The organism is Thiomonas sp. 13-64-67 (assembly GCF_002282795.1).
Lineage (GTDB): Bacteria > Pseudomonadota > Gammaproteobacteria > Burkholderiales > Burkholderiaceae_C > Thiomonas > Thiomonas arsenitoxydans.
Genome location: NZ_NCKP01000029.1, coordinates 35,477 through 55,893 on the forward strand (window position 1 = coordinate 35,477; position 20,417 = coordinate 55,893).

Here is a 20,417-nt window from a genome sequence, read left to right on the forward strand (position 1 = left end):
GGCATGAAACTCGACATAAAAGCGCACCGGGCCGATGGGGGCCACCTCATGCGGTACGGTCGGCTCGACGATGCCGGGTTTGTCGGGCGTGAGCAGATGTCGTTCGGGCACGGTTGCGAGAATGCGGTATTCCAGCAAGCCCTGGGTGACGTGGATCACGCCCCAGACGCCAGGTTTGGTGGTGTGTTCCTTGAGCAGGCCCTTGGGTATCGTGGATTCGGTGAACTCGGGCGTGCGGCGGTAGGGGCGCACATCTGCGGGCAGGCTTTTCAACATGAGGACTCCTTCCAGTGCGGTTCAGTCGAAGCCCCGTCCTTCGCCGGCTTCCTCGTGGGTCACGCCGTCGCGGATGTGATAGATGCGCTTGAAGGTGGGGATGATCTTTTCGTCGTGGGTGACGACGATGATGGCGGTCTGGTAGCGCTTGGCCATGTCGCCCAGGATGCGGATCACCGCCAGCGCGCGCACGCTGTCGAGCGGCGCAGTGGGCTCATCGGCGAGGATCACCGGCGGACGGTTGACCAGGCCGCGGGCGATGGCCACGCGCTGCTGCTCGCCGCCTGAGAGCTGCGAGGGCATGGCCTTGGCACGGTGCTGCACGTCGAGCGCGGTGAGCAGTTCCAGCGCACGCTGGCGCGCTTTGCCGTTGGGTTCGCCAGCGAGCATGGGCAGCAGCGCGACGTTGTCGGTGACGTCGAGGAAGGGAATGAGATACGGCGCCTGGAACACGAAGCCGATCTTGTCGCGGCGCAGGGCGCGCAGGTCGCGAATTTTCCAGCCGTCGTCGTAGATCACCTCGTTGCCCAGGGTCATGCGCCCGGCGGTCGGCTCGATCACCGCGCCTAGACACTTCAGCAAGGTGCTCTTGCCCGAGCCCGAGGGGCCGACCAGCCCGACCACTTCACCCGGCGCGACCTGCATGGTCACACCCTTGAGCGCGTTCACCGCGGTGTCGCCGCTGCCGTAGCGCTTTTTCAGGCCTTCGATGCGGATGCCTTCACTCATTTCAGCCTCCGATCGCTTCGGCCGGATCGACCTTGAGCGCCATGCGGATGGCCACCACGCTGGCCAGCGCGCAAATCACCATCACCGCGAAGAACCCGGCGATGGAGTCGCCCGGCATGAGCAGCACGAACTTGGGAAACAGCGGCGCGGCGAAGGTCCCAGCGCCAGCGCCTGCTGCATGATCATCGCGGCGATGGTGCGGTTGCGCGTGCCGATGAGCTTGAGCACCGCGATTTCGCGGATCTTGTCCATGGTCAGGGTGTAGATGATGAAGGCGACGATGGCGGCGCTGACGATGGCCAGGATCACCATGAACATGCCGATCTGCTTGGCCGCCGTGGCGATGAGCTTGTTGACCAGAATGTCCTGCATCTGCGCGCGGGTGAACACGGTCAGGCGCTTCCAGCGCCGGATGGGCGCGGCCACTTCGTCGGCGGTGTAGCCGGGCTTGATGCGCACCAGCACGGCATTGACATAGTTATTGGTGCTCTGCGAGGCGATGATGGCGTCAAGCAGCCCGGGCACACCGGGGCGGTTGAACGCCGGGTTCTCGGCGGTACGGCGGCGCTGCTGCAGGATGGCCTCGTTGTCCTTCAGGAACTGCGCCTGCTGCGCGTCCTTGAGCGGAATGAACACCATCGGATCGCCGTTGGAAGAGACCATGCGCCGCGTCAGCCCGACCACGGTGTAGCGATTGCGGCGGATCTGCAGGGTGTCGCCCAGTTTGAAGCCGCTGGCGATGTCGGCCACCGCCTCGTAATGGCTGCGGGTGATCTGCCGTCCGGCCACCAGATACGGCGGCCAGCCCGCGCTGCCGGGGCCGTCGGGGGCGATGCCCACCACCATGGCGCGCACATCGCGCGGCTCGCCGTGATTCGCAGCGCGCACCTGCATGGTGAGGTAGGTGATGTTGTTGGCGCTGGCCACGCCGGGCATGGCGGCGATGCCGCGCCAGGTGTCGTCATACAGACTGGACGATTCGGCGTAAGGCCCCTGCGTGTCTTTCTGCACCACCCACAGATCGGCGCCGCTGTTGTCGAGCAGCACCATGGCATCGTCGATCATGCCGCGGTACACCCCGGCCATGACCAGGGTGACGCCGATCAACAGGCCCAGGCCGATGCCGGTGAACACGAACTTGCCCCAGGCATGCAGAATGTCGCGTCCGGCCAGGCTGATCATGGCGACACTCCGGGAATGTGGTCGACGATGCTGATGTGGCTGCGCGCGCTGAGTGTGCGCTGGCTGTAGACCACCACGCGCTCGCCGGTCTTCAGGCCCTCGATCTGAACGCGGCCGTCCAGGTCGCGGCCCAGCACCTTGACGCGGGCGAATTGCAGCTTGTCGCCTTCGACGCGCCACACGCCGAGCTGGTCGTCCACGCGCTGCAGACTGGCGTTGGGCACGGTCGGACGCGCCGGTAATGCGGGCAGGGCGACAGTGACATCGGCCAGCTCGCCGATCGGCGGCAGCGGCTGCGGCAAGGGGGTGAACGCAATCTTGGCCAGGGTCTCCTCGGTCACCGCGTCGGCCACGGGATCGACCCGCAGCACCCGCCCGGCCAGAGTCTGGTCCGAGCGCGAACGCAGCACGATGCGCGCCGGCAGATCGGCGGCCAGGCCGGTGGCCGTGAGCTGGTCGAAGCGGGTGTCGATCCACAGGCTATCGGGCGCGATCAGTTCGACCACCGGGGCGCCGGCGACGACCGTCGATCCGGGGTCGGCGTCGCGCGCGGTGACCAAGCCGGCAGTGGGCGCAACCAGCTTGAGGTTGCTGCGCTGGGCCTGCAGCGCGGCGAGGTCGGCGCGGGCGCGCTCGACAGCATCGTGCGCCGCTTGCAGCGCGGCTTCGGCCGACTGCCGCTCCTGCTGGCGGGTGGCGAGCAGTTCCTCGGTGGTGCCGTGCGCGGCAAGCAACTGGGCATAGCGTGTCGCCTGCGTCCGGGCGAAATCGCGCTGGGTCTGCGCCTGGCGCAACTGCGCCTGGGTGCTCAGCAAGGCCGCCCGTTGCGAGCGGATGCGCTCGTCCAGATCCACCGGGTCCATTTCGCCGAGCACCTGGCCGGCACGTACCCGGTCGCCGACATGGACATCAAGACTTTTGACCCGTCCGGCCACGGTCGGGCCGACCAGGGTGGCATACCGGGCCTGCACCGTGCCGATGCCGAACAGCGCCGGGTTGATCGCATGGCTTTCAACCGTGGTCACGGTAACGGGCACCGCTGCCAGCGGGCCGGTGCGCAGCGCCACATAGCCCAGCAGCAAGACGAGAGGAATCAGCACCGTCAGCAACAGCAGGGTGCGGCGATTGAGGACGGAAAAATTCATTTTGTGCTCCCGATACAGCGGCGATACAGCGCAAACGCACCGGGCGCTGCGCTGCGGATGTGTTGTGGTTCGCCAGACAGCAGGGTCTGCATCACCAAACCTTGTATGGCCCCGACGAACATGGCGGCGGCCGCGTCGGGCTCGATGTCCTGGCTCAATTCGCCGCGCTGTTGTCCTTTGACGATGAGTTGGCGTACGCGCTTGCCATAGGCGGCCAGCAGCGTGCGGGCCGCGCGTTTTGCCGCCGTGTCTTCGGCGCGCTGGAGTTCACCGAACAACATGCGCGGCACGCCCGGGTGCTCGGCCACGAAGGCGGCATGCGTGAGAAATACTGCCTCCAGCGCATCGAGCGCGCTGTCGTGGCTGGCGATGGCGCGATCGACCCGGGCCATCAGCCGCGTGGCGACCCATTGCATCACCGCTTCCCAGATGGCGTCTTTGGTGGGGAAGTGACGGAACAGCGCGCCCTGCGTTAGCCCCATGTGCTGGGCGATGGCGCTGGTCGTGATGTCGCTCGGATTACGTTGCGCGGCCAGTTCGATGACGGATTCGACCGTGGCCTCGCGGCGTTCTTCGGCAGGCAGATGCGGGGGACGAGTATTCAATTTGAGCGCAGAATTAAAGTAAGTAAGTGAATACTAACATCGCACATCGCAGAAAAGCACACCCAGGTCGATGCTGATGACACCCAGTGTGCTTTGTCGGGGAAGGCGACTCGGGTCAGACCCGGCCGGTCTCCTTCGGGCTGTTGATGATGGCGTCAAACTCGGCTTGCGTGATGTACTGCGGTGTGTAGCTGACGCCTGCCGCGGTCAACTGCGAGACGAAGGAGCGCAGATGATTGCGCGATCCCTTCAGTAGATTCATGTAAACCAGCTTGACGTCTGGATTGTCGGTCTGCGCGATACGCTCGTTGAGGTCTTTGATATCCAGATCCTCGATGGCGGCGCCAACCTGCAGCGCTGCATTCAGCGAGGTCTGCCCATGGCTCATCAGGGCGTTGAACAGGGTCTGCAGCTCGGGATCGACGAACACCCCCGTGCCGGTATGCGAGGCGGGGTCGGGCAATTTATAGCGGGTGATCAGAGTGCCCACGGCGTCCATGTGCTGCTGCTCGCTGGCCGCGATGTTGTTGAAAATGGGCCGTCCCCACTGGGTGTAGAGCAGTTGATAGACATCGCGGGCGAGTTTTTCTTCTTCACGCATGAACACGATGCTGGCGGCCTCAGTGTTGTCGAGGGTGCGGGTGCTATCGCCGCCGCTGCGGCCATTGCCAGCAAAGGCCGCGGTGACCATCAGCGCGCCGCCCAGGGCGAGAATGGCTTTGGAAAAGTAGGTGGGGGTTTTCATCGGTTCGAAGTCTTTGTCGGGGGGAATCAAATCGCGCCGGTTTCGGTCGGGCTGTTGACGATGGCGTCAAACTCGGCCTGTGTGATGTACTGCGGCGTGTAGGTCACGCCTTGCTTGGTCAGTTGCGAGATGAAGGCACGCATGTGGTTGCGCGAACCCTTCATCAATTCGTTGAACACCAGGGCGATGTCGGCGTTGTCGGTGGCGGCGATGCGCGTCTGCAGGTCCAGAATATCCAGGTCTTCGATCGTCGCCCCTACGGTGAGCGCGGCGATCTGTGAAGTCTGGCCTTGCGCCATCAGGGCGTTGAACAACTCCTGCACGTGCGGATCCTGGAACACGCCGGGTGCGGTTGCGGCTGCAGGATCGGGCAGGTTGTAGCGCGTCAGCAGTAGCGCCACGGCGTCCATGTGCTGCTGCTCGCTGGCCGCAATATTGCTGAACACCTTCTGTCCCCACTGCGTGTAGAGCAGTTGATAGACGTCCCGCGCGAGTTTTTCTTCTTCGCGCATGAACACCAGTGCGCTGGCTTCGGTGGCCGAAAGATCCGAGGGGGGGAGGGCGTCGAGCTGCGTGCTGAGCGCGGCGATGGCCGTGGCGGAGGTCGCGTCGGTGCTTGCTGGTGTTGCGGCGACGGTGGAATCGCCACCGCCGCAGCCGGTGAGAGCCAGCACCGCAGCGCCGAGGGTGGTGTTGAGAAAAGTTCGGCGTTGCATGTTTGGGTTCTCCGAGGGTTAGTTCGTCGTGGTGACAGGGGTGGCAGGGGCCGGTTGCAGGGACGGATCCTGGATGCGCTGCTGGTCGCTCTGCTGCAGCTTCTGGCCCTGACCAGCGCCCTGTGCCGTGCCGCTGTTCTGATTCATGTTGCGATGCTGGTACTGGTGTTGCTGCATCTGGCCGGTTCCGGCGCCCGCTGCGGCTCCGGCACCCATGCCACCGCTCATACCGCCACTCATACCGCCACCCCCCATACCGGCGGCAAAAACGGAACCTGCAGCCCCCATGGCCACGGCAGCGGCCAGAAGACGAAGAGAAGTGCGTTGTTTCATGATGAACTCCTTGAAGTTGAAAAACGTGAATCAGCGTCGACCACGCCCACTGCCTTGTCCGCCCGCATGAGCCCCGCCACCGGCTCCGGCGCCGCCACCCGCAGCAGCGCCAGCCGCCGCAGGTCTTGCGGGAGAGCCGACGGCCAGCCCGGCCATGGCTGCCGCACGCTCCATGCGGCGCTCATAGCCCGTGCCGAAAGGGGCCTCGTTCCCATGCGGTGCTTGCAGGGCCGACAAACCCGTAGGTGCTCCAGCAACCGGGCTGTGCAGCGATTTGCCCGCCTGGGCTGCCGCACCAGCTTCGGCTTGCCGCGCCTGATCAGCGGCGACCTGGCGTGTGGCATCGAACAAGGCTCCCGCGCTCAGAGGCTTCTGCTGCGCCTGAGCCGTCGCCAAACCCGCGAGGCTCAGACCGAGACCGACGGTCAGGCGGAGGCAAGAATGAGCGAAAGCGTGCATGGCGGTACGGACAAGGCAGTGGTTGTGATCGATGGGGGACATGTTTCGATGGCGAGGTTGCGCCTGGATGTCTTGCACGAGGCGTTGTATTCCCTTGCGTATCACTTTGTTTCACTCCATGTCGGCAAACGCCGCCAGCCCCTTGGAAGTCCTAGACTTCGGGCCATGAATTCACCTGCTCCCAGTCAGCGCGTTCTGGTGGTCGATGACGACCCGGAATTGCGCGCCATGCTGCGTGATTACCTCACCGGTAATGGCTTTGTGGTCGATCTGGCTGCTCATGGCGACGCCATGCGCGCCTGTCTGGCGCAGCAAATGCCGCACGCCGTCATCCTCGACTTGATGCTGCCCGGCGAGGACGGGCTGGCGCTGGCGCGTGAACTGCGGCGCAGCAGTGATCTGCCCATCCTCATGCTTTCGGCGCGCGGCGAAGAGATTGACCGGGTGATCGGGCTGGAGGTCGGTGCCGATGACTATCTGCCCAAACCTTTCAGCCCCCGCGAGCTGCTGGCCCGTCTGCGCGCCTTGTTGCGCCGGGCGCAGCCGACCTCTGCGGGGGATTTGCCGCCCGCGTCCAAACCGGCAGAACAGGCGGTGCGGTTCGGCCCCTTCTTGCTCGATGCCGCGGCGTTTCGCTTGCTGCGTGACGGGCAGGATGTGGGATTGAGCGTGGCCGAGTTCACCTTGTTGCAGGCCATGGTCGCGCATCCCAACCGCGTGCTCAGCCGCGATCAACTCATCGACTGGCTCAAAGGCTATGAGCGCGATGCCTTCGATCGCAGCATCGACGTGCGCGTTGCTCGCCTGCGTCGCAAGATCGAAGATGATCCGGCCCATCCCGTTTACGTTCGCACCATCCGGGGGCAGGGTTACCTGTTCAATCCGTCAGGCGTAGGCGCCTGACCTCGCTTCATGCAGCCCACTGCAGGACTGAGCGAAACCGGATCGCACAAGCGCACGCTGCGGCAGCAGACGTTGCGGGCGATGCTGGTACTGGTGTTGCTCCTGGAGCTGGCATTTGCCGGGGTCGCGCTGCTGTTCGTGCTCAAGCCCATGGCGCAGCGCTCGGCAGACGATCTCGCGGGCCTCATGGTGCTGTCCGCGCAAACCTGGGCAGAACTGCCTCCGCAAACCCGCCCGGCGTTTCAGCAAGAGCTGCACAACCGCTATCGTCTCAGCCTGTTGCCCGATATGCAGCCGCCTGCCGACAACGGCATGACGCATGGGCTTTACATCGGCTTTGTTGAACAGTCGCTGCAGCAACGCACCGGGCATGCGGTGTATTTCCGTCGGCAGACCGACGCGCAGGGACACATCTGGCTCTGGACCAGCATTCCCGCAGGCGGGCGCGACATCGGCGTGGGGTTCGATACCAGCCGCATCCAGACGCAACCCATCCGAGCCCTGTTGATCGGTCTCGCCCTGACCTTGCCGCTGTCGTTTCTGCTGGCCTTGTGGTGGGCGCGGCGCATTTCGCGGCCGCTGGTGTCCATGGAGCAGGCCGCAGCCGGGCTGGCGCGCGGCGATACCCCGCAGCGTTTGTCGCAGTCGGGGCCGCGTGAAATCGCCAACCTTGCGGCGCATTTCAATCAAATGGCCGAACGTATCGACGCCTTGCTGCAGGCGCGCACGACGCTGCTTGTCGGCGTATCGCACGATCTGCGCTCGCCCCTGGCGCGCATCCGCCTGGCGCTGGAACTGCAACGCATGGCGCCCACTCCCGAACGGCTCGACCAGATCGAGCGCGATGTTCTGGCGATGGACCGGCTGATCGGCGAGGTGCTTGCCCTCGCTCGCGGCCTGCGAGCGCAAGCCGCAGAAGACCTCGTCTTGAAGCCCTGGTTGCAAGAACGATTGCAGATGCACGATGAATGGGCGACATCACGCGGTGCAACCCTCGGCGTGCAATGCCCGGACGATCTGCACGCGTGGGTGGATGCCGCCGCCTTGCAGCGCGTGGTGGACAATTTTCTGACCAACGCGGTGCACTACGCCGCAGGCCCCATCACCTTGCAGGCGGGGCCGGGCAGTTCATCCGGCCGGGTGCGTATTGCCGTGCTTGACCGCGGCCCCGGCATTCCCGCCGATCAGCTCGACGCGGTATTTGCGCCCTTCACCCGGCTCGATTCTGCCCGCACGCCGGGGCACGGCTCCGGCCTGGGTCTGGCCATCGCCAGGCAATTGGCGCAGCAACACGGCTGGGCGGTTGGACTGCAGCAGCGTGACGGCGGGGGGTTGATCGCCTGGGTGGAGGCGCCGGTGTCGCCCATTCATTCAGTCTGATGGGGGCTTGGCGGTGCGCTTGCGACGCCGTACCCGCCACAACGTCCAGATGACCAGCGCGATGGCAATACCGCCGTAGATGTAGAGCAGAAGATCGACATGGGCAGCGAACCAGTTGGAGTTCATGAAGTCAGTTTCCTGTCGCGGCAAGGATGAGCCAGGGCATTCACCCTATCATGCCGCTCATCGACGCAGCCATTTTCCGAACTTCGCATTCTCCACTTCCATGTCTTTGCGTGCGCTCAATCTGCCGACGCTGCTCACCTGGGCGCGCGTGGCGGCCATTCCGCTGGTCGTCGGGGTGTATTTCCTGCCAACCGACTGGATGACTCTGCCCGAGCGCAACCTCGCCGCGACCATTTTGTTCATTCTCAGCGCCATCACCGACTGGCTCGACGGCTATTTGGCGCGTAAATGGAACCAGACCTCCGCATTCGGCGCCTTTCTCGACCCGGTGGCCGACAAGCTGATGGTATCTGCAGCCCTGCTCATCCTGCTGCAGCTCGGGCGCGTCGATGCCCTGGTGACGCTCATCATCATCGGCCGTGAAATCGCCATCTCCGCGCTGCGCGAATGGATGGCGCAAATTGGTCAGTCGCGTCGGGTGGCGGTGAGCTATGTCGGCAAGGTCAAGACGGCTGTGCAAATGGTGGCCATCCCCTTTTTGCTGTTCGGCGGAACCCTGTTCGGCATGGTGAATACGGTGCTGATCGGCCAGTGGCTGATCTGGGCGGCGGCAGTGCTCACGCTTTGGTCCATGCAGTATTACTTCCGCATTGCGCTGGCGGGGATGAAATTGACGTGAGTGCCGCACAGGTTGGCACACCTGCCGTGCTGCGTCGTGTCATGCCCTGGGTGTTCGTGCTGATCTGGAGCACCGGCTTCATCGTCGCCCGCTATGGCATGCCCTACGCCCCGCCGCTGAAATTTCTCAGCCTGCGCTATGCCTTTTCGCTTTTGGTGCTGTTGCCGCTGGCCGCATGGCTGCGCACGTCATGGCCGCGCGGCGGCAAACAATTGCTGCATCTCGCCGTGGTGGGCGCCTTGTTGCAGGCGGGCTATCTGGGCGGGGTGTGGGCGGCGGTCAAGCAGGGCATTCCGGCCGGAACGGTGGCGTTGATCGTGGGCCTGCAGCCCTTGCTCACGGCGGTGCTGGTCTCGGCCGCAGGCCAGCGCATTCATGCTCGCCAATGGCTGGGCCTGCTGCTGGGCTTTGGCGGCTTGGCGCTGGTGGTCCTGCATAAGTTCGACGGTGGACAACTGAGCGCCCACAACCTGCTGCTGTCACTGCTCGCACTGTTCAGCATCACCGCCGGAACGCTGTGGCAAAAGCGCTTTGTTCGTCCGGCCTCGGTCTGGGGCGCGTTGAGCATTCAACTTCTGGCGGCCATGATCATCACTGCGCCGTTTGCGCTGCTGGAGACGGAGCCCGTGGTGTGGAACGGGCAGCTCATCGGGGCCCTGGCTTGGTCGGTGCTGGCGCTGACGGTCGGGGCAGGGGCCTTGCTCTATCTGCTCATTCAGCGCGGCGCGGCGGTGCAGGTGACCAGTCTGATCTACTGGGTGCCGCCCGTCACTGCCTTGATGGGCTGGGCCTTGTTCCACGAAACGCTCGGCCCGACGACCTGGGTGGGCATGGCGCTGGTGGCCGCCGGTGTCATCGCCGTGACCCGTAGGCCGACGACGGTGTTGATCCAGCGTTGAACAAATTTTCAGGAGATCCCATGAATGCAAGCCCATCGGCCTCGCCGCTGCGCATCGCCGTTCTGGCCGGTGACGGCATCGGGCAAGAGGTTGTGCCCGAAGGCCTGCGGGTGCTCGACGCGGCGGCCCGCCGTTTTGGCATCGCCCTGCAACTCGATCATTTCGACTTCGCCTCATGCGACTATTACCTGCGACATGGCGCGATGCTGCCCGCGAACTGGAAGGAGCAGATCGGCGGCCATGACGCGATTTTGTTTGGCGCCGTCGGCTGGCCGCAGACCGTGCCCGATCACGTCTCACTGTGGGGATCGTTGCTGCAATTCCGGCGTGAGTTCGATCAGTATGTCAATCTGCGTCCGGCAAAGTTGATGCCCGGCGTGCATGCGCCGCTGATCAAGCGAGACGGCAGCGCCTACGCGCCCGGCGAGATCGACATGCTGATCGTGCGCGAAAACACCGAGGGCGAATACTCCAGCATCGGCGGGCGCATGTTCGCCGGCACCGAGCGCGAAGTGGTCATCCAGGAAACGGTGATGAGCCGCATCGGCGTGGACCGCGTGCTGCGCTACGCCTTCGAGCTGGCACGCAGCCGTCCGCGCAAACACCTCACCTCCGCCACCAAATCCAACGGCATTTCCATCACCATGCCCTACTGGGACGAGCGGGTGCAGGCGATATCTGTCGACTATCCCGATGTGATGCGCGATCAGTTTCACATCGACATTCTCACCGCGCATTTCGTGCAACGTCCTCACACGTTTGATGTGGTGGTGGCGAGCAATCTGTTCGGCGACATCCTCTCCGATCTCGGCCCCGCGTGCTGCGGCACCATCGGCATTGCGCCCTCGGCCAATCTCAACCCGGAGCGGCGCTTTCCTTCATTGTTCGAGCCGGTGCATGGTTCCGCCCCAGATATCGCAGGAAAAGGCATTGCCAATCCCATCGCCCAAATCTGGAGCGCAGCGCTGATGCTTGACTTCCTGGGCCACCGCGAAGCGCACGACGCGATATTGCGGGCCATAGAAACCGTGCTCGCGCCTGAGAGCGGCGCACCGCGCACCCCCGATCTCGGCGGAACCGCGACCACGGCCGATCTGGGCCGGGCGGTGGCCGAATGCGTTTGACTCATGGCTAGAATACGCGGTCTTGCGCAGGCAACACGACCGATGACACGCCGCATTGACACGAGCGAATGCCCCCGGCTCTAATCGCCCGATCACCGCCGCGCACGTGCAGGGCGCGGGCTTTGCGTTTTATCCAGACCGATCCAGACTGAAGAGGGACACAAGTGAACAAGGCAGAACTGATTGAACACATGGCCAACAACGCCGATCTCAACAAGGCTCAAGCAGGCCGTGCGCTTGACGCGCTGATCGATGCCGTGCGCCGCACCTTGAAAAAGGGCGACAGCGTGTCGCTGATCGGCTTCGGCACCTTCGCCGTGACCAAGCGCGCTGCGCGCACCGGCCGCAATCCGCGTACCGGCGCCGCCATCAAGATCAAGGCCGCCAAGATTCCGAAGTTCCGTCCGGGCAAGGGTCTCAAAGACGCCATCAAGTAATTTGTTCCGGCAGCAGCGCGGCGCGATCCCAACGCTGCTGCTGCCGCTTCAGGCAATAACCGGGTGCTTAGCTCAGTTGGTAGAGCGGCGCCCTTACAAGGCGTAGGTCGGGGGTTCGAACCCCTCAGCACCCACCATCGGTTGTTGCATCGTCCGAGTTCATTCTGATTTTCGCGGTTGTCTCGTCGCACTTTCTGGCGGCCTTGAACGACCGCAAACAATGTGGGCAGGTTCCCGCATTGCACCCCTCTCCAAGCCCGCGCCACCATGCTCGAATCCATACGCAAACACAGCAAGCTGATGCAAATCGTGCTGTTCGTGTTGATCTTTCCGTCTTTCGTGCTGTTTGGAATTCAGGGCTACTCCAGCTTTGAGGGGAGCGCTGATGCGGCGGCGAAGGTGGGCGGTCAGACCATCAGCATGCAGCAGCTCGACGCTGCCAACCGCGACGAGATCGCACGCCTGCAAAGCATGCTCGGCAGTGCGGTGGACATCAAGCAGCTCGACACGCCCGAGCAAAAGCTGCGCACGCTCGACGGCATGATTCGCCAGACTTTGCTGCAACTCGAAGCCCGGCGCGAACATCTCGAAGTGACCGACGCTCAGGTGCAACAGGCCATTTTGCAGATTCCGCAAATCGCCGCGTTGCGCAAGCCCGATGGCAGTTTCGATGTGCAGGCCTATCGCAGCCTGATCGCCGCACAGGGTATGAACACCGCGCAATTCGAAGCGCAGGTGCGCGAGCAGCTCATCCTGCAACAGGTGCTCGGTGGCTTGGCCGGATCGGTGATCGACAGCCAGGCTCTGGCCACAGCCGCCGCCAAAGCGGCTGCGCAACAGCGCGAAGTGCGTCTGGCCCTGTTCAAGCCGGCAGACTACACCGCACAGGTGCAAGTGACCCCGCAAGAGGTCGAGACCTTCTACAAGAACAACACCGCCCGTTTCCAGAAACCCGAGTCAGCCGACATTCAGTATGTGGTTCTGAGCGCCGCTGAAGTGGCCGCGGGCATCAAAGTCACCGCCGAGCAGGCTAAGGCTTTTTACGATGCCAATCTATCCAAATTTTCGACACCGGCCGAACGCCGCGCCAGCCACATCCTGATCGCGGTTCCTGCCGATGCCACAGCGGCGCAACAAGAACAAGCCAAGGCCCGTGCCGAAGCCATCGCCAAGCAGGTGAAGGCCAACCCCGCTGAATTTGCCGCGCTGGCGCGCAAGGATTCGCAAGACCCGGGCTCTGCCGAGAAGGGCGGTGATCTGGGCTATTTCACCGCCGATGCGATGGTCAAGCCCTTTGCCGATGCGGTATTTGGCATGCAGAAAATCGGCGAAATCGTCGGGCCGATCAAGACCCAGTTCGGCTATCACATCATCGAGCTCACCGGCATCAAGCCGGGCGCACAGCAGCCCTTCGATGCCGTCAAGGCCGGCATCGAAAAACAGTTGCAACAAGAGGCCGCGCAGAAACAGATGTCGGCCGACGTGGAAACCTTCACCAATGCGGTGTTCGAGCATCCGGACAGCTTTCAGGCCGTCGAAGACAAGCTGCATCTGAAGGTGCAATCCGCCAGTAACGTTACCCGCACGCCGCAGCCCGCAGTGCCAGGAACAATCAGTCCGCTGTCGAGCAAAGCGTTCCTCGACGCGCTGTTTGCCGAATCCAGCTTGCGCAACAAACACAATCTGCAGGCCATCCAGATTGCGCCCAACGTCTGGGCTTCTGCTCGCGTGCTGTCGTTCAGCCCGGCGCAGACCCTGCCTTTGGCGCAAGTGCAGACCCAGGCGCGGCAGATGTTGGTCGATCAGAAAGCGGCCGAACTCGCTCGCAAAGCGGGCGAGCAGGCGCTGAAGTCGCCCGCCACCCTCACTTTTGGCGCGCCACAGACGATCAACCTGACCCAACCAACCCCTGGTGTTTCGCCGCTCATCGTTTCAAAGGCATTCGGGCTGAGCGCCAGCAAGTTGCCCGCCACCGCCGGTGTTGATCTCGGCGCGCAAGGCTATGCCGTGCTGCAACTCGACAAGGTGATCGAGGGCCAGGCGCCCGCACAACTGATCAGCGCAGCCGCCAACGCCGAGCAACAGGCGCTCACCCAGGGCGTGATGAACGCTTACATCGAAGCCTTGAAGAAGCGTTTCGGGGTGGAAATTCTCTACAAACCCAAGGCTGAACCCGCAGCCGCTGGCTGATTACCGCGACTGCAGGCCTTCGAAAAGGCCAAGACTTTCGTATAGAATGTTCGTTTTTCTGTGGTGGCTGTAGCTCAGTTGGTAGAGTCCAGGATTGTGATTCCTGTCGTCGTGGGTTCGAGTCCCATCAGCCACCCCAAATAAATCAAGCACTTAGCCCAGCCTCACCCGCTGGGCTTTTTGTTGCCCGGCGTTCATGTAGGGGCTGTGTAGGGTTTGCGCGGGAATGGCTGGCCTGCACGCCACTGCGGCGGAATTGTTCGGTTCCCGCTTATGGGGTTGGTTTTTCCGCGCACCACAGGCGCAAAAAAACCCGGACTAGCCGGGCAATGTTCAGCGCACCCCATGCCGCATGCGCGTATGTGTCGCATTTGGCGGGTTACGTTCGCGTCAGCCGGTATCGCTCCAGGGGGCAAGTGCGCGGCGTTTCCCTTCGGGGGTGCGCGGCCCGGTAGAGGCTCCGCCGTGGAATTTGCACCGTCCTCCGCGTCCGTCGCCAATGCACAGGCAGGGCGTGCCCTTGCGGGTTCGCGCCATGCAAAGCAGCCCTGAGCGGAAAGCCTTCTCCGCTGCGCGCTCGGCCTGCTCAGGCGAAACCCCAGCTTCGATTAGGCGCGATTCCAAAGCGTCGGCCTCGCGTGCTGCGCTGTCTATCTGGCGCAGGCGCTCTGCCAAATCCAAGATAGTCGGCACCCTTACCGTACCTTGCCGTTGTTCATCGCTGCTCCAGCGCGCGCTGCTGTTTGCGATAGTCGGCCTCTGCGCGTGCCAAATCCTCGCGGTATAGCTCGGCGCACCGAGCAAGCAGCTTCGCGCGCAGCGCCAAATCGTCGTTGCAGGTTTTCGACACATGCCTGATTCGTGCGAAGTGCGCTTTTTGTGCGTCCGCTTCGAATTGGCGGCGGGTTTTGGGTGGGGTGGGCGTTATGGCGTAGTCCTTTCAGTGTTGCGGCGCGGCTGTGCCGGGTGGATAACGGGTGTCATAGGGCGTCTGCGGCTGCCTTGCGCTGGCGCTGCACCGCGTAGGCAGTCAGCACCGCATGGGCCTGCATGTCGAGCACCGGGCGCGGCTCGCCTTGTGGCGGCGTCCACACCTTCGGCGTGAGCGTTCCGGCAAGGTGCGCCGGCTCGCCCGCGTGAAGCGCCAGCAGCGCGGCGCATGCGGCTTTGTCGAAGCAAATCACGTTCACGAACAAGGCTTCACCGCTTTGCATCGGCGTGCGAACCTTGCACACCACAAACGGCTTGCCAGCTTGGCCGGTTTTCTGTTCGGCGGCGGCGTGCAGCGTTCCACCTATCAATGCGTCAATCATGGGCGGCCTCCTTGGGCGCGGGTTGCGGGGTTCAGGGCGTACAGCACCAGGGCTGCAATCGTTGCGGGCGGCAGCAAACAAAGCACCAGCAGGGCGAAGGTTCGGGCGGCGTTCATAGCTGCACCTCCTCTGCGCCAACCTCGGCAGTCGGCGCGGTTTGTGTTGCTCCAGGAAGTGGGTTGTCAGCCGTCGCTTCGCCTTGCGTGCGCTGCGTCAACCTCCCCCTATAACCCCCTGTATGTCGACGCAGGGCGCTTGACGCGCCTGCGTCTGGTGCGTCAACTTCTGAAACATGGCATGTCGGCGCGGTCGGCGCAATTTCGGTTTTAGGCTCCTGCTCGGCTGGCGCTGCAATCCCGGCGAAGGCGTACCCGGCGGCTGTGATAGCCCACCTCTCACCGGGGTGTCGGTTCGGCTTGGTGTATCCCTCCCGGCGAATGTGCCCGGCCTTTTGCATGGCGCGAAACAGGCCCGTGAGTTCGGGTTTGCGCATCCTGGCGGGGAAACCTTCCATGTGGCGCAAGACTGCCCACGGCGTGCCCACTGGCGCGGTTGCGCTGGGGCTGAGATAGTCGCCAGCTTGGAAAGTCTCATGCAACAGCGTCAGCACTTGCCGCATGGTTTGCGCCTCCAGAAAAGCCTTTGCTGGCGCGTTGTCCTGCTCGCTGGGGCGTTCCTCCACCACCACGCAGGATGAATAGGGCGTGCCGTCATCCTCGATGCCCAGCGTTTCCACCTCCAGGCGAAACGCGATGCCCTCGGCGTCGGCTCCGTCCTTGCTTTTGGCAATGCGCCACTCCCTGGCGTCACCATCGCGGCGCACCTCGATTGCCGCATCTAGGGCAGCGTGCAGGCTGGAATGTCCCCGCATGCCCCGCGTCAAGTCTTTGCCGCTGTGGTGAACTGCTAACACCGTCCCCCCGATGCGGCGCTGCAAATCGGCGGCGGCTTCAATGATTGCGCCCATGTCCTCGACTGCGTTTTCGTCTAAACCCAGCGCGGCGCGGTTCAATGTGTCGAGAATCAACAGCCCGTCGCCAGCACCAGCAGCCCGGCAAGCCTGCGCAAGCTCTGCCACGTCGTCGGCTGTGGGCAGGTTGAACGGCTGCGACACCACAAAGCGCAGTTGCTCGGGCAGTGGCCTTCTATGGGGCACCTCGAAAAACCGCCCGGACACTGGCATGATGTTGCCTGTGTCGGGGACATGAGGAAGTGGAGATGATCAAGGTCAGTCTGTTCGCGGGGCAAGAGCGTGAGACGAAGCTGGACAAGATCGGTGACGCGCTGGCCAAGCTGGCCGCGCACGTGGACTTTGCGGCGCTGGCCGCGCAGATCGACGAGGCGGCGCCCCGGCCTGGCCGCGAGCGCGGCGGACGGCCGCCGTTTCCGACCGAGTTGATGGTCCGGGTTCTGGTGATCCAGCAGATCTACAACCTCAGCGACGAGCAGATGGAATTCCAGCTTCTGGACAGGCTGAGCTTCCAGCGCTTCGTGGGGCTGCGGCAGAGTTCGCACGCACCCGACCGCACGACCCTCTGGGCTTTCAAGGAGAGGCTGATCAAGGCAGGGGCCACCGAGAAGATCTTCGAAGCGGTGAACCGGCAGCTCGACCGCCAAGGCTACATCGCGCGGGGCGGGCAGATGATCGACGCGAGCATCGTGCCGGCGCCCAAGCAAAAGCTCACGCGTGACGAGAAGGAGATCGTGCAGCACGATGCCCTGCCGGCCGAGTGGTCGCCTTCGAAGCGTCGGCTGAAGGACGTGCAGGCGCGCTGGACCAAGAAGCACGGCAAGAGCGACTTCGGCTACAAGTTGTCCACGAGCGTGGATAAGCGACACAAGCGGATTCACCGCGTGCAGGTGAGCACGGCCAGCGAGCACGACACCTTGCACTTCGAGGGCGTGCTCAATGCTGGCAACACCAGCCGCGATGTCTGGGCCGACAAGGGCTACGTCGACGGTGAGCGCGAGCAGCGCCTGACGGCCCAGGGCTGGCGCCTGCATATCCAGCGCAAGGGGCAGGCTGGCAAGCCGCTGTCGGACTGCCAGGAGCGACGCAATCGGCGCATTGCCAAGACCCGGGCCCGCGCGGATCCCATCTACGCCAGCCTGGAGCAGATGGGCGGCAAGGCGCTGCGCTCGATCGGCCTGGACCGCGCGACGCTGCATCTGCACTGGAAGGCGGCGGCCTACAACCTGCGGCGTCTGTGCACGCTGATGGAGGTCGGTCTGCAGCCCTTCTAGCGCCCGAAATGGGCTTGGACCGGTCGAAATCGACCGAATCCAGGCGCCAGAGGGCACAAAGATCCTCGCGCTGCCCTTCGCAGGCCCCGGAACTGGGCTCGATTGCGGCGTCATCAGGGCGATGTCAGCTCACAAACCGGGTAATTCGAGGTGCCCTATGGTGTTTGTGCCATGCCTGCACGCGCTGCGATAACCCGGCCTCACCTTCAAGTCCGACATACACCACAGGCGCAGCATACGTCCGATACCCGAACCAGCGGCGGCCCTCGGCAATCGCGGCGGCCATGTCCAAGGCGAGAAACGTCTTGCCCGAACCCGATGCACCGAACAGCGCGGCCAGTCCCTCGGCGGGCAGCACACCCCGCACCAGCCAGCGAACGGGCGGCAGCGTGGCGATTTCCGCAGCCGTGCGCAGCTTGTACCGGCGTTCGGGTTCGGCTGGACTCGATAGCAGCACGTCCAGCGCATCGGCCCCGTACTCGGCGACGTAGTCGTTCGCGTCATAGTTCGCGGGCTTGTCGGCTGGCATGCGCACCACTTGGCACCCATGTTCGCGGGCGATGGCCTCGGCCTGCGCTTCCTTGCCGGTATCGGGCACCAGCACCAGCGGTAAGGTTGACGCATGCGCCTTGATGGCGTTCACCACGGCACTCATACGGCCCGCACCAAAGCACACGGCGGCGGGCTGCCCGGTTGCCTGCCAGCATGCCCACGCTTGGCCGATGCCTTCCACGATGAAGCACTGCGCGGCGTCTGTCAGACTGCCCACGATGTGCAGGCCGTCGCCAAAGCTCGCACCAGCAAGGTTCAGTTTCTTACCAGCACCCGGCGGCGGGATGAATTGCAGCGTCTGGAGTTCACCGGCCAGCGTGCGGCAGGGCAACACAAGCCAGCCGGTAACGTCATGCCCAGCGATGCGAAGGGATGAACCCGCGGGCACCTGGCGCAAGCCTTGAGGGTTGCCACGCTTCGCCACGATGTAGCCCTGCTGCGGGCTTGCGGGTTCGCATTGCTCCCAGATGGCGGCGGCGTCAGGCTGTGCCCGATGTGGGCTGTTTTGGCTGGGCTTGCGCTGCGTCGCTTGGCTCGGCTGGCGCTGTTTCCGGGCTGTGTCTCTCCACCCATGCGAAAAGGCAAGGTGAAACAGCGTGCCCGGCCCGATGCCGTCACCTTTGAAGCTCTGCCACACGCTGGCGCAGTCCTTCGGCCCGGCGAAGTTGTCGCCCCTGCTGCTCCAGTCGGTGAAGTCCTCCAGCGCCAGCCCTGCGGCTTTGGCGGCCATGCCTGCGCGTGTCCAATCTTCGCGGGGCAAATCCGGCGGGATGGCTTGAAGGGCGGCGCGGGCGCGTTCGATATTGTCATGGCCGTTCATCATGCGCGCGCCCCCTTCACTGCCTTGATGTCCGAAGGCTCCAGGCTTTACCGGGCGATTCCGCAGGCTTTGCCAGTCCAAGGCTTGCCGTCCTCTGTCAAGGTGCGAACGTGCCACCCTTTGCGCTTGAGCGTGTAGGCATAGGCGGCAAGTCGCCATGTCCGGGCGATGCTTCCAAATTCGGGATGGTTGAGGCTTGCACCGTCGAGCAACGCAGCGAGTAGCTGGCCCTCTTTGGTTGCGCTGCTCGGCCATTCAGGCGAGAATGGTGGCGGTTCAAACAGCGTGCCTTGCTCTGCGAACTGCCCGCCCTGCACGGCGGGTTTCTCAATTTGGGGGATGCGTTCCATGTCAGCCCCCCAGCAGTGCAGCCGTATCGCTCACCGGCCAAAGCAAGCGGCCTGCAACATGGCGCGGCTTCACCCCGTAGCAATGCCCGGCGATGCACAGATTTTTGCGCACCGTCTGCGGCGCACGATTCAAGGCGCGGGTAAATTCACCCGTTGTCAGAAACTCCCGGCCTTGCGCGATGCGTGCAAGTTCGGGCGGCATGTTTTGCGTATCCATCAGTTCCCCTCCATTGGAGGTGAGTTGCGATGGTTTCGCAAGTTATGCGGCGTTTTCCCGTTGTCCGATAGCTGCGGGCGTTCGCGGGCGCTGGCGTCCGTTAGCGGGCTTTAGCGGCGCGGTTCATGCGCTTGCGCAATGCGGCGGGCGTGAAGATTTCAAACTTACCGTCGGGCGTTAGATACTTGCATCCCACGCCTTTAACAAGGCCGAGAAACGGCGCTTTACGCTCATCGGCCCATCTCTGGAGCACGGCATAAACCGAATACGCATCGTCCGGGTTCGTCGCTTCGCGCTTGGCGGTTTCAATCTCTGCGGATAGTGGCTGCGCACGCTTGCCCTTCGTGCTGTTGCCCATCTTGCCTGGCCCCGCAATCGTTGCAGCCTCTGCGGCTGGCGCTGATTTCGGCTCGACCAGTAGGGCACTGCCCAGCAAATCCGGCGCGTGTTCCCTGGCCCATGCGCGAAGCTCGGCCTTCGTCATGTAAAGCCCCTCGCGCCAATTTGTCGGCAGCGGCTCGCCCTTCGGCCACTGCAACCCGCTCGGCATTTGGCGCAATGGCAGCGTGTCGGCATGCGCCCAAATGTGCGCAAGATTTGCACCTCGGCGGCCCCCTGTGCGGCATAGTCCATGCCGGGGTTGCGCTCCCTCAGTTCTGCGCTCATGTACCAGGCCCATAGCTGCGGCGTACTGGCGTGCAGTTCGTCCTGCGCGATGTCTGCAAGCCGTTCGGCTTCGTTTTCAAACCGGCGCACACCCTTGAAGTTTTCCGGCTGCACCGTGTAGCCCCTGGCTTCGCTGGCGATGCGGGCGGCCTCGCACATGACAACCCAGTGTTCGTGCTGATGGAATTTTGACCCACCGTGCCGATTCAATTTTGACCCGGGGTCTAACAGGCCGTTGAAAAAGTGCTTTTCGAACGCATCGGGAACGCTGATTTCGAAGAAACGAGCCGCCCAGACGCGCCTGCGCAGCGATTGCGGCGGCCAATC

24 protein-coding genes, 2 tRNA genes and 2 pseudogenes (1 of these 28 cut by a window edge) are annotated in these 20,417 nt (G+C 63.8%); 10 read left to right on the forward strand and 18 right to left on the reverse strand.

Translation table 11 applies throughout. The features are described 5' to 3' along the window. The 9 genes and pseudogenes from B7X30_RS08745 to B7X30_RS08785 all read right to left on the reverse strand — a co-directional run. Positions 1-276 carry the start of an efflux transporter outer membrane subunit gene (locus B7X30_RS08745; protein WP_286730261.1) on the reverse strand. The gene continues 1,479 nt to the left of window position 1, outside the view, so only the first 276 of its 1,755 coding nucleotides appear in the window; the start codon lies at positions 274-276; its stop codon lies off the left edge, out of view. A gap of 21 nt (positions 277-297) precedes the next feature. Then, complete coding sequence (locus tag B7X30_RS08750; RefSeq protein WP_286730262.1) at positions 298-1,005, reverse strand: ABC transporter ATP-binding protein; 708 nt, start codon at positions 1,003-1,005, stop codon at positions 298-300. A gap of 1 nt (position 1,006) precedes the next feature. Then, positions 1,007-2,187 (reverse strand): annotated as a pseudogene (locus B7X30_RS08755) (ABC transporter permease). Continuing rightward, a complete protein-coding gene (locus B7X30_RS08760) occupies positions 2,184-3,332 on the reverse strand; it encodes an efflux RND transporter periplasmic adaptor subunit (RefSeq protein WP_286730263.1) in 1,149 nt (382 codons plus the stop codon). The pseudogene B7X30_RS08755 and the gene B7X30_RS08760 overlap by 4 nt, the downstream one beginning before the upstream one ends. After that, positions 3,329-3,937 (reverse strand): TetR/AcrR family transcriptional regulator, encoded by a 609-nt coding sequence (locus B7X30_RS08765; protein ID WP_156052882.1) that lies wholly within the window; start codon positions 3,935-3,937, stop codon positions 3,329-3,331. The genes B7X30_RS08760 and B7X30_RS08765 overlap by 4 nt, the downstream gene beginning before the upstream one ends. A 115-nt stretch (positions 3,938-4,052) precedes the next feature. Further along, positions 4,053-4,682, reverse strand: a complete 630-nt coding sequence (locus B7X30_RS08770; RefSeq protein ID WP_156052881.1) for a DUF2202 domain-containing protein — start codon at positions 4,680-4,682, stop codon at positions 4,053-4,055. A 26-nt stretch (positions 4,683-4,708) separates the two neighbouring features. Then, a complete protein-coding gene (locus B7X30_RS08775; RefSeq protein ID WP_286730264.1) occupies positions 4,709-5,398 on the reverse strand; it encodes a DUF2202 domain-containing protein in 690 nt (229 codons plus the stop codon). Positions 5,399-5,416: 18 nt separating this feature from the next. Further along, positions 5,417-5,731, reverse strand: coding sequence for a hypothetical protein (locus B7X30_RS08780; RefSeq protein WP_286730265.1), 315 nt, complete (start codon positions 5,729-5,731; stop codon positions 5,417-5,419). 30 nt (positions 5,732-5,761) lie between these two features. Next, positions 5,762-6,232: a hypothetical protein gene (locus B7X30_RS08785; protein ID WP_286730266.1), complete on the reverse strand. Its 471-nt coding sequence runs from the start codon at positions 6,230-6,232 to the stop codon at positions 5,762-5,764. 123 nt (positions 6,233-6,355) lie between these two features. On the opposite strand from B7X30_RS08785, the gene B7X30_RS08790 reads away from it, so the two are divergent. Both B7X30_RS08790 and B7X30_RS08795 read left to right on the forward strand, forming a co-directional pair. Next, entirely contained in the window at positions 6,356-7,093 is a 738-nt protein-coding gene (locus B7X30_RS08790) for a response regulator (RefSeq protein ID WP_286730267.1), read from the forward strand. A gap of 9 nt (positions 7,094-7,102) precedes the next feature. Next, on the forward strand, positions 7,103-8,473 hold the full coding sequence (locus B7X30_RS08795; RefSeq protein ID WP_286730268.1) for a sensor histidine kinase: 1,371 nt from the start codon (positions 7,103-7,105) through the stop codon (positions 8,471-8,473). On the opposite strand, the gene B7X30_RS08800 is transcribed toward B7X30_RS08795, so the two are convergent. Beyond that, the gene (locus B7X30_RS08800) at positions 8,465-8,599 is read right to left on the reverse strand and encodes a hypothetical protein (protein ID WP_013122811.1); all 135 of its coding nucleotides are present in this window, start codon (positions 8,597-8,599) and stop codon (positions 8,465-8,467) included. The two genes, B7X30_RS08795 and B7X30_RS08800, sit on opposite strands and share 9 nt — an antisense overlap. A 100-nt stretch (positions 8,600-8,699) precedes the next feature. Between B7X30_RS08800 and pgsA the strand changes: the two genes are divergently transcribed. From pgsA to B7X30_RS08835, 7 genes are all read left to right on the forward strand, one after another. Next, positions 8,700-9,278, forward strand: coding sequence for a CDP-diacylglycerol--glycerol-3-phosphate 3-phosphatidyltransferase (gene pgsA, locus B7X30_RS08805; protein WP_013122812.1), 579 nt, complete (start codon positions 8,700-8,702; stop codon positions 9,276-9,278). Further along, positions 9,275-10,177 (forward strand): DMT family transporter, encoded by a 903-nt coding sequence (locus B7X30_RS08810; RefSeq protein ID WP_286730269.1) that lies wholly within the window; start codon positions 9,275-9,277, stop codon positions 10,175-10,177. The genes pgsA and B7X30_RS08810 overlap by 4 nt, the downstream gene beginning before the upstream one ends. A 20-nt stretch (positions 10,178-10,197) precedes the next feature. Beyond that, positions 10,198-11,301, forward strand: coding sequence for a tartrate dehydrogenase (locus tag B7X30_RS08815; protein ID WP_286730270.1), 1,104 nt, complete (start codon positions 10,198-10,200; stop codon positions 11,299-11,301). A 164-nt stretch (positions 11,302-11,465) separates the two neighbouring features. Further along, complete coding sequence (locus tag B7X30_RS08820) at positions 11,466-11,738, forward strand: HU family DNA-binding protein (RefSeq protein ID WP_013105445.1); 273 nt, start codon at positions 11,466-11,468, stop codon at positions 11,736-11,738. Between the two features lie 61 nt (positions 11,739-11,799). Then, a tRNA-Val gene (locus tag B7X30_RS08825) sits at positions 11,800-11,875 on the forward strand. Between the two features lie 130 nt (positions 11,876-12,005). Further along, a complete protein-coding gene (locus B7X30_RS08830) occupies positions 12,006-13,928 on the forward strand; it encodes a SurA N-terminal domain-containing protein (protein ID WP_286730271.1) in 1,923 nt (640 codons plus the stop codon). Between the two features lie 63 nt (positions 13,929-13,991). Beyond that, positions 13,992-14,067, forward strand: a tRNA-His gene (locus tag B7X30_RS08835). A gap of 251 nt (positions 14,068-14,318) precedes the next feature. Here the strand turns inward: B7X30_RS08835 and B7X30_RS15740 are convergent. From B7X30_RS15740 to B7X30_RS08850, 3 genes are all read right to left on the reverse strand, one after another. Further along, entirely contained in the window at positions 14,319-14,780 is a 462-nt protein-coding gene (locus tag B7X30_RS15740; RefSeq protein WP_353681916.1) for an HGGxSTG domain-containing protein, read from the reverse strand. A gap of 128 nt (positions 14,781-14,908) precedes the next feature. Continuing rightward, positions 14,909-15,241: a single-stranded DNA-binding protein gene (locus B7X30_RS08845; RefSeq protein ID WP_286730272.1), complete on the reverse strand. Its 333-nt coding sequence runs from the start codon at positions 15,239-15,241 to the stop codon at positions 14,909-14,911. A gap of 112 nt (positions 15,242-15,353) precedes the next feature. Then, entirely contained in the window at positions 15,354-16,424 is a 1,071-nt protein-coding gene (locus B7X30_RS08850; protein ID WP_353681917.1) for an AAA family ATPase, read from the reverse strand. Positions 16,425-16,459: 35 nt separating this feature from the next. On the opposite strand from B7X30_RS08850, the gene B7X30_RS08855 reads away from it, so the two are divergent. Continuing rightward, positions 16,460-17,485, forward strand: coding sequence for an IS5 family transposase (locus B7X30_RS08855; RefSeq protein WP_286730274.1), 1,026 nt, complete (start codon positions 16,460-16,462; stop codon positions 17,483-17,485). 124 nt (positions 17,486-17,609) lie between these two features. Here the strand turns inward: B7X30_RS08855 and B7X30_RS08860 are convergent, their stop codons facing one another. The 5 genes and pseudogenes from B7X30_RS08860 to B7X30_RS08880 form a co-directional block, all read right to left on the reverse strand. Further along, on the reverse strand, positions 17,610-18,860 hold the full coding sequence (locus B7X30_RS08860; protein WP_286730275.1) for an AAA family ATPase: 1,251 nt from the start codon (positions 18,858-18,860) through the stop codon (positions 17,610-17,612). 44 nt (positions 18,861-18,904) lie between these two features. Continuing rightward, on the reverse strand, positions 18,905-19,207 hold the full coding sequence (locus tag B7X30_RS08865) for a hypothetical protein (protein WP_286730276.1): 303 nt from the start codon (positions 19,205-19,207) through the stop codon (positions 18,905-18,907). Between the two features lies 1 nt (position 19,208). Next, positions 19,209-19,424: a hypothetical protein gene (locus B7X30_RS08870; RefSeq protein ID WP_286730277.1), complete on the reverse strand. Its 216-nt coding sequence runs from the start codon at positions 19,422-19,424 to the stop codon at positions 19,209-19,211. Positions 19,425-19,524: 100 nt separating this feature from the next. Beyond that, positions 19,525-19,908, reverse strand: coding sequence for a hypothetical protein (locus B7X30_RS08875; RefSeq protein ID WP_286730278.1), 384 nt, complete (start codon positions 19,906-19,908; stop codon positions 19,525-19,527). Continuing rightward, positions 19,905-20,417 (reverse strand): annotated as a pseudogene (locus tag B7X30_RS08880) (hypothetical protein); the annotation flags it as partial. The pseudogene B7X30_RS08880 and the gene B7X30_RS08875, both read right to left, overlap by 4 nt.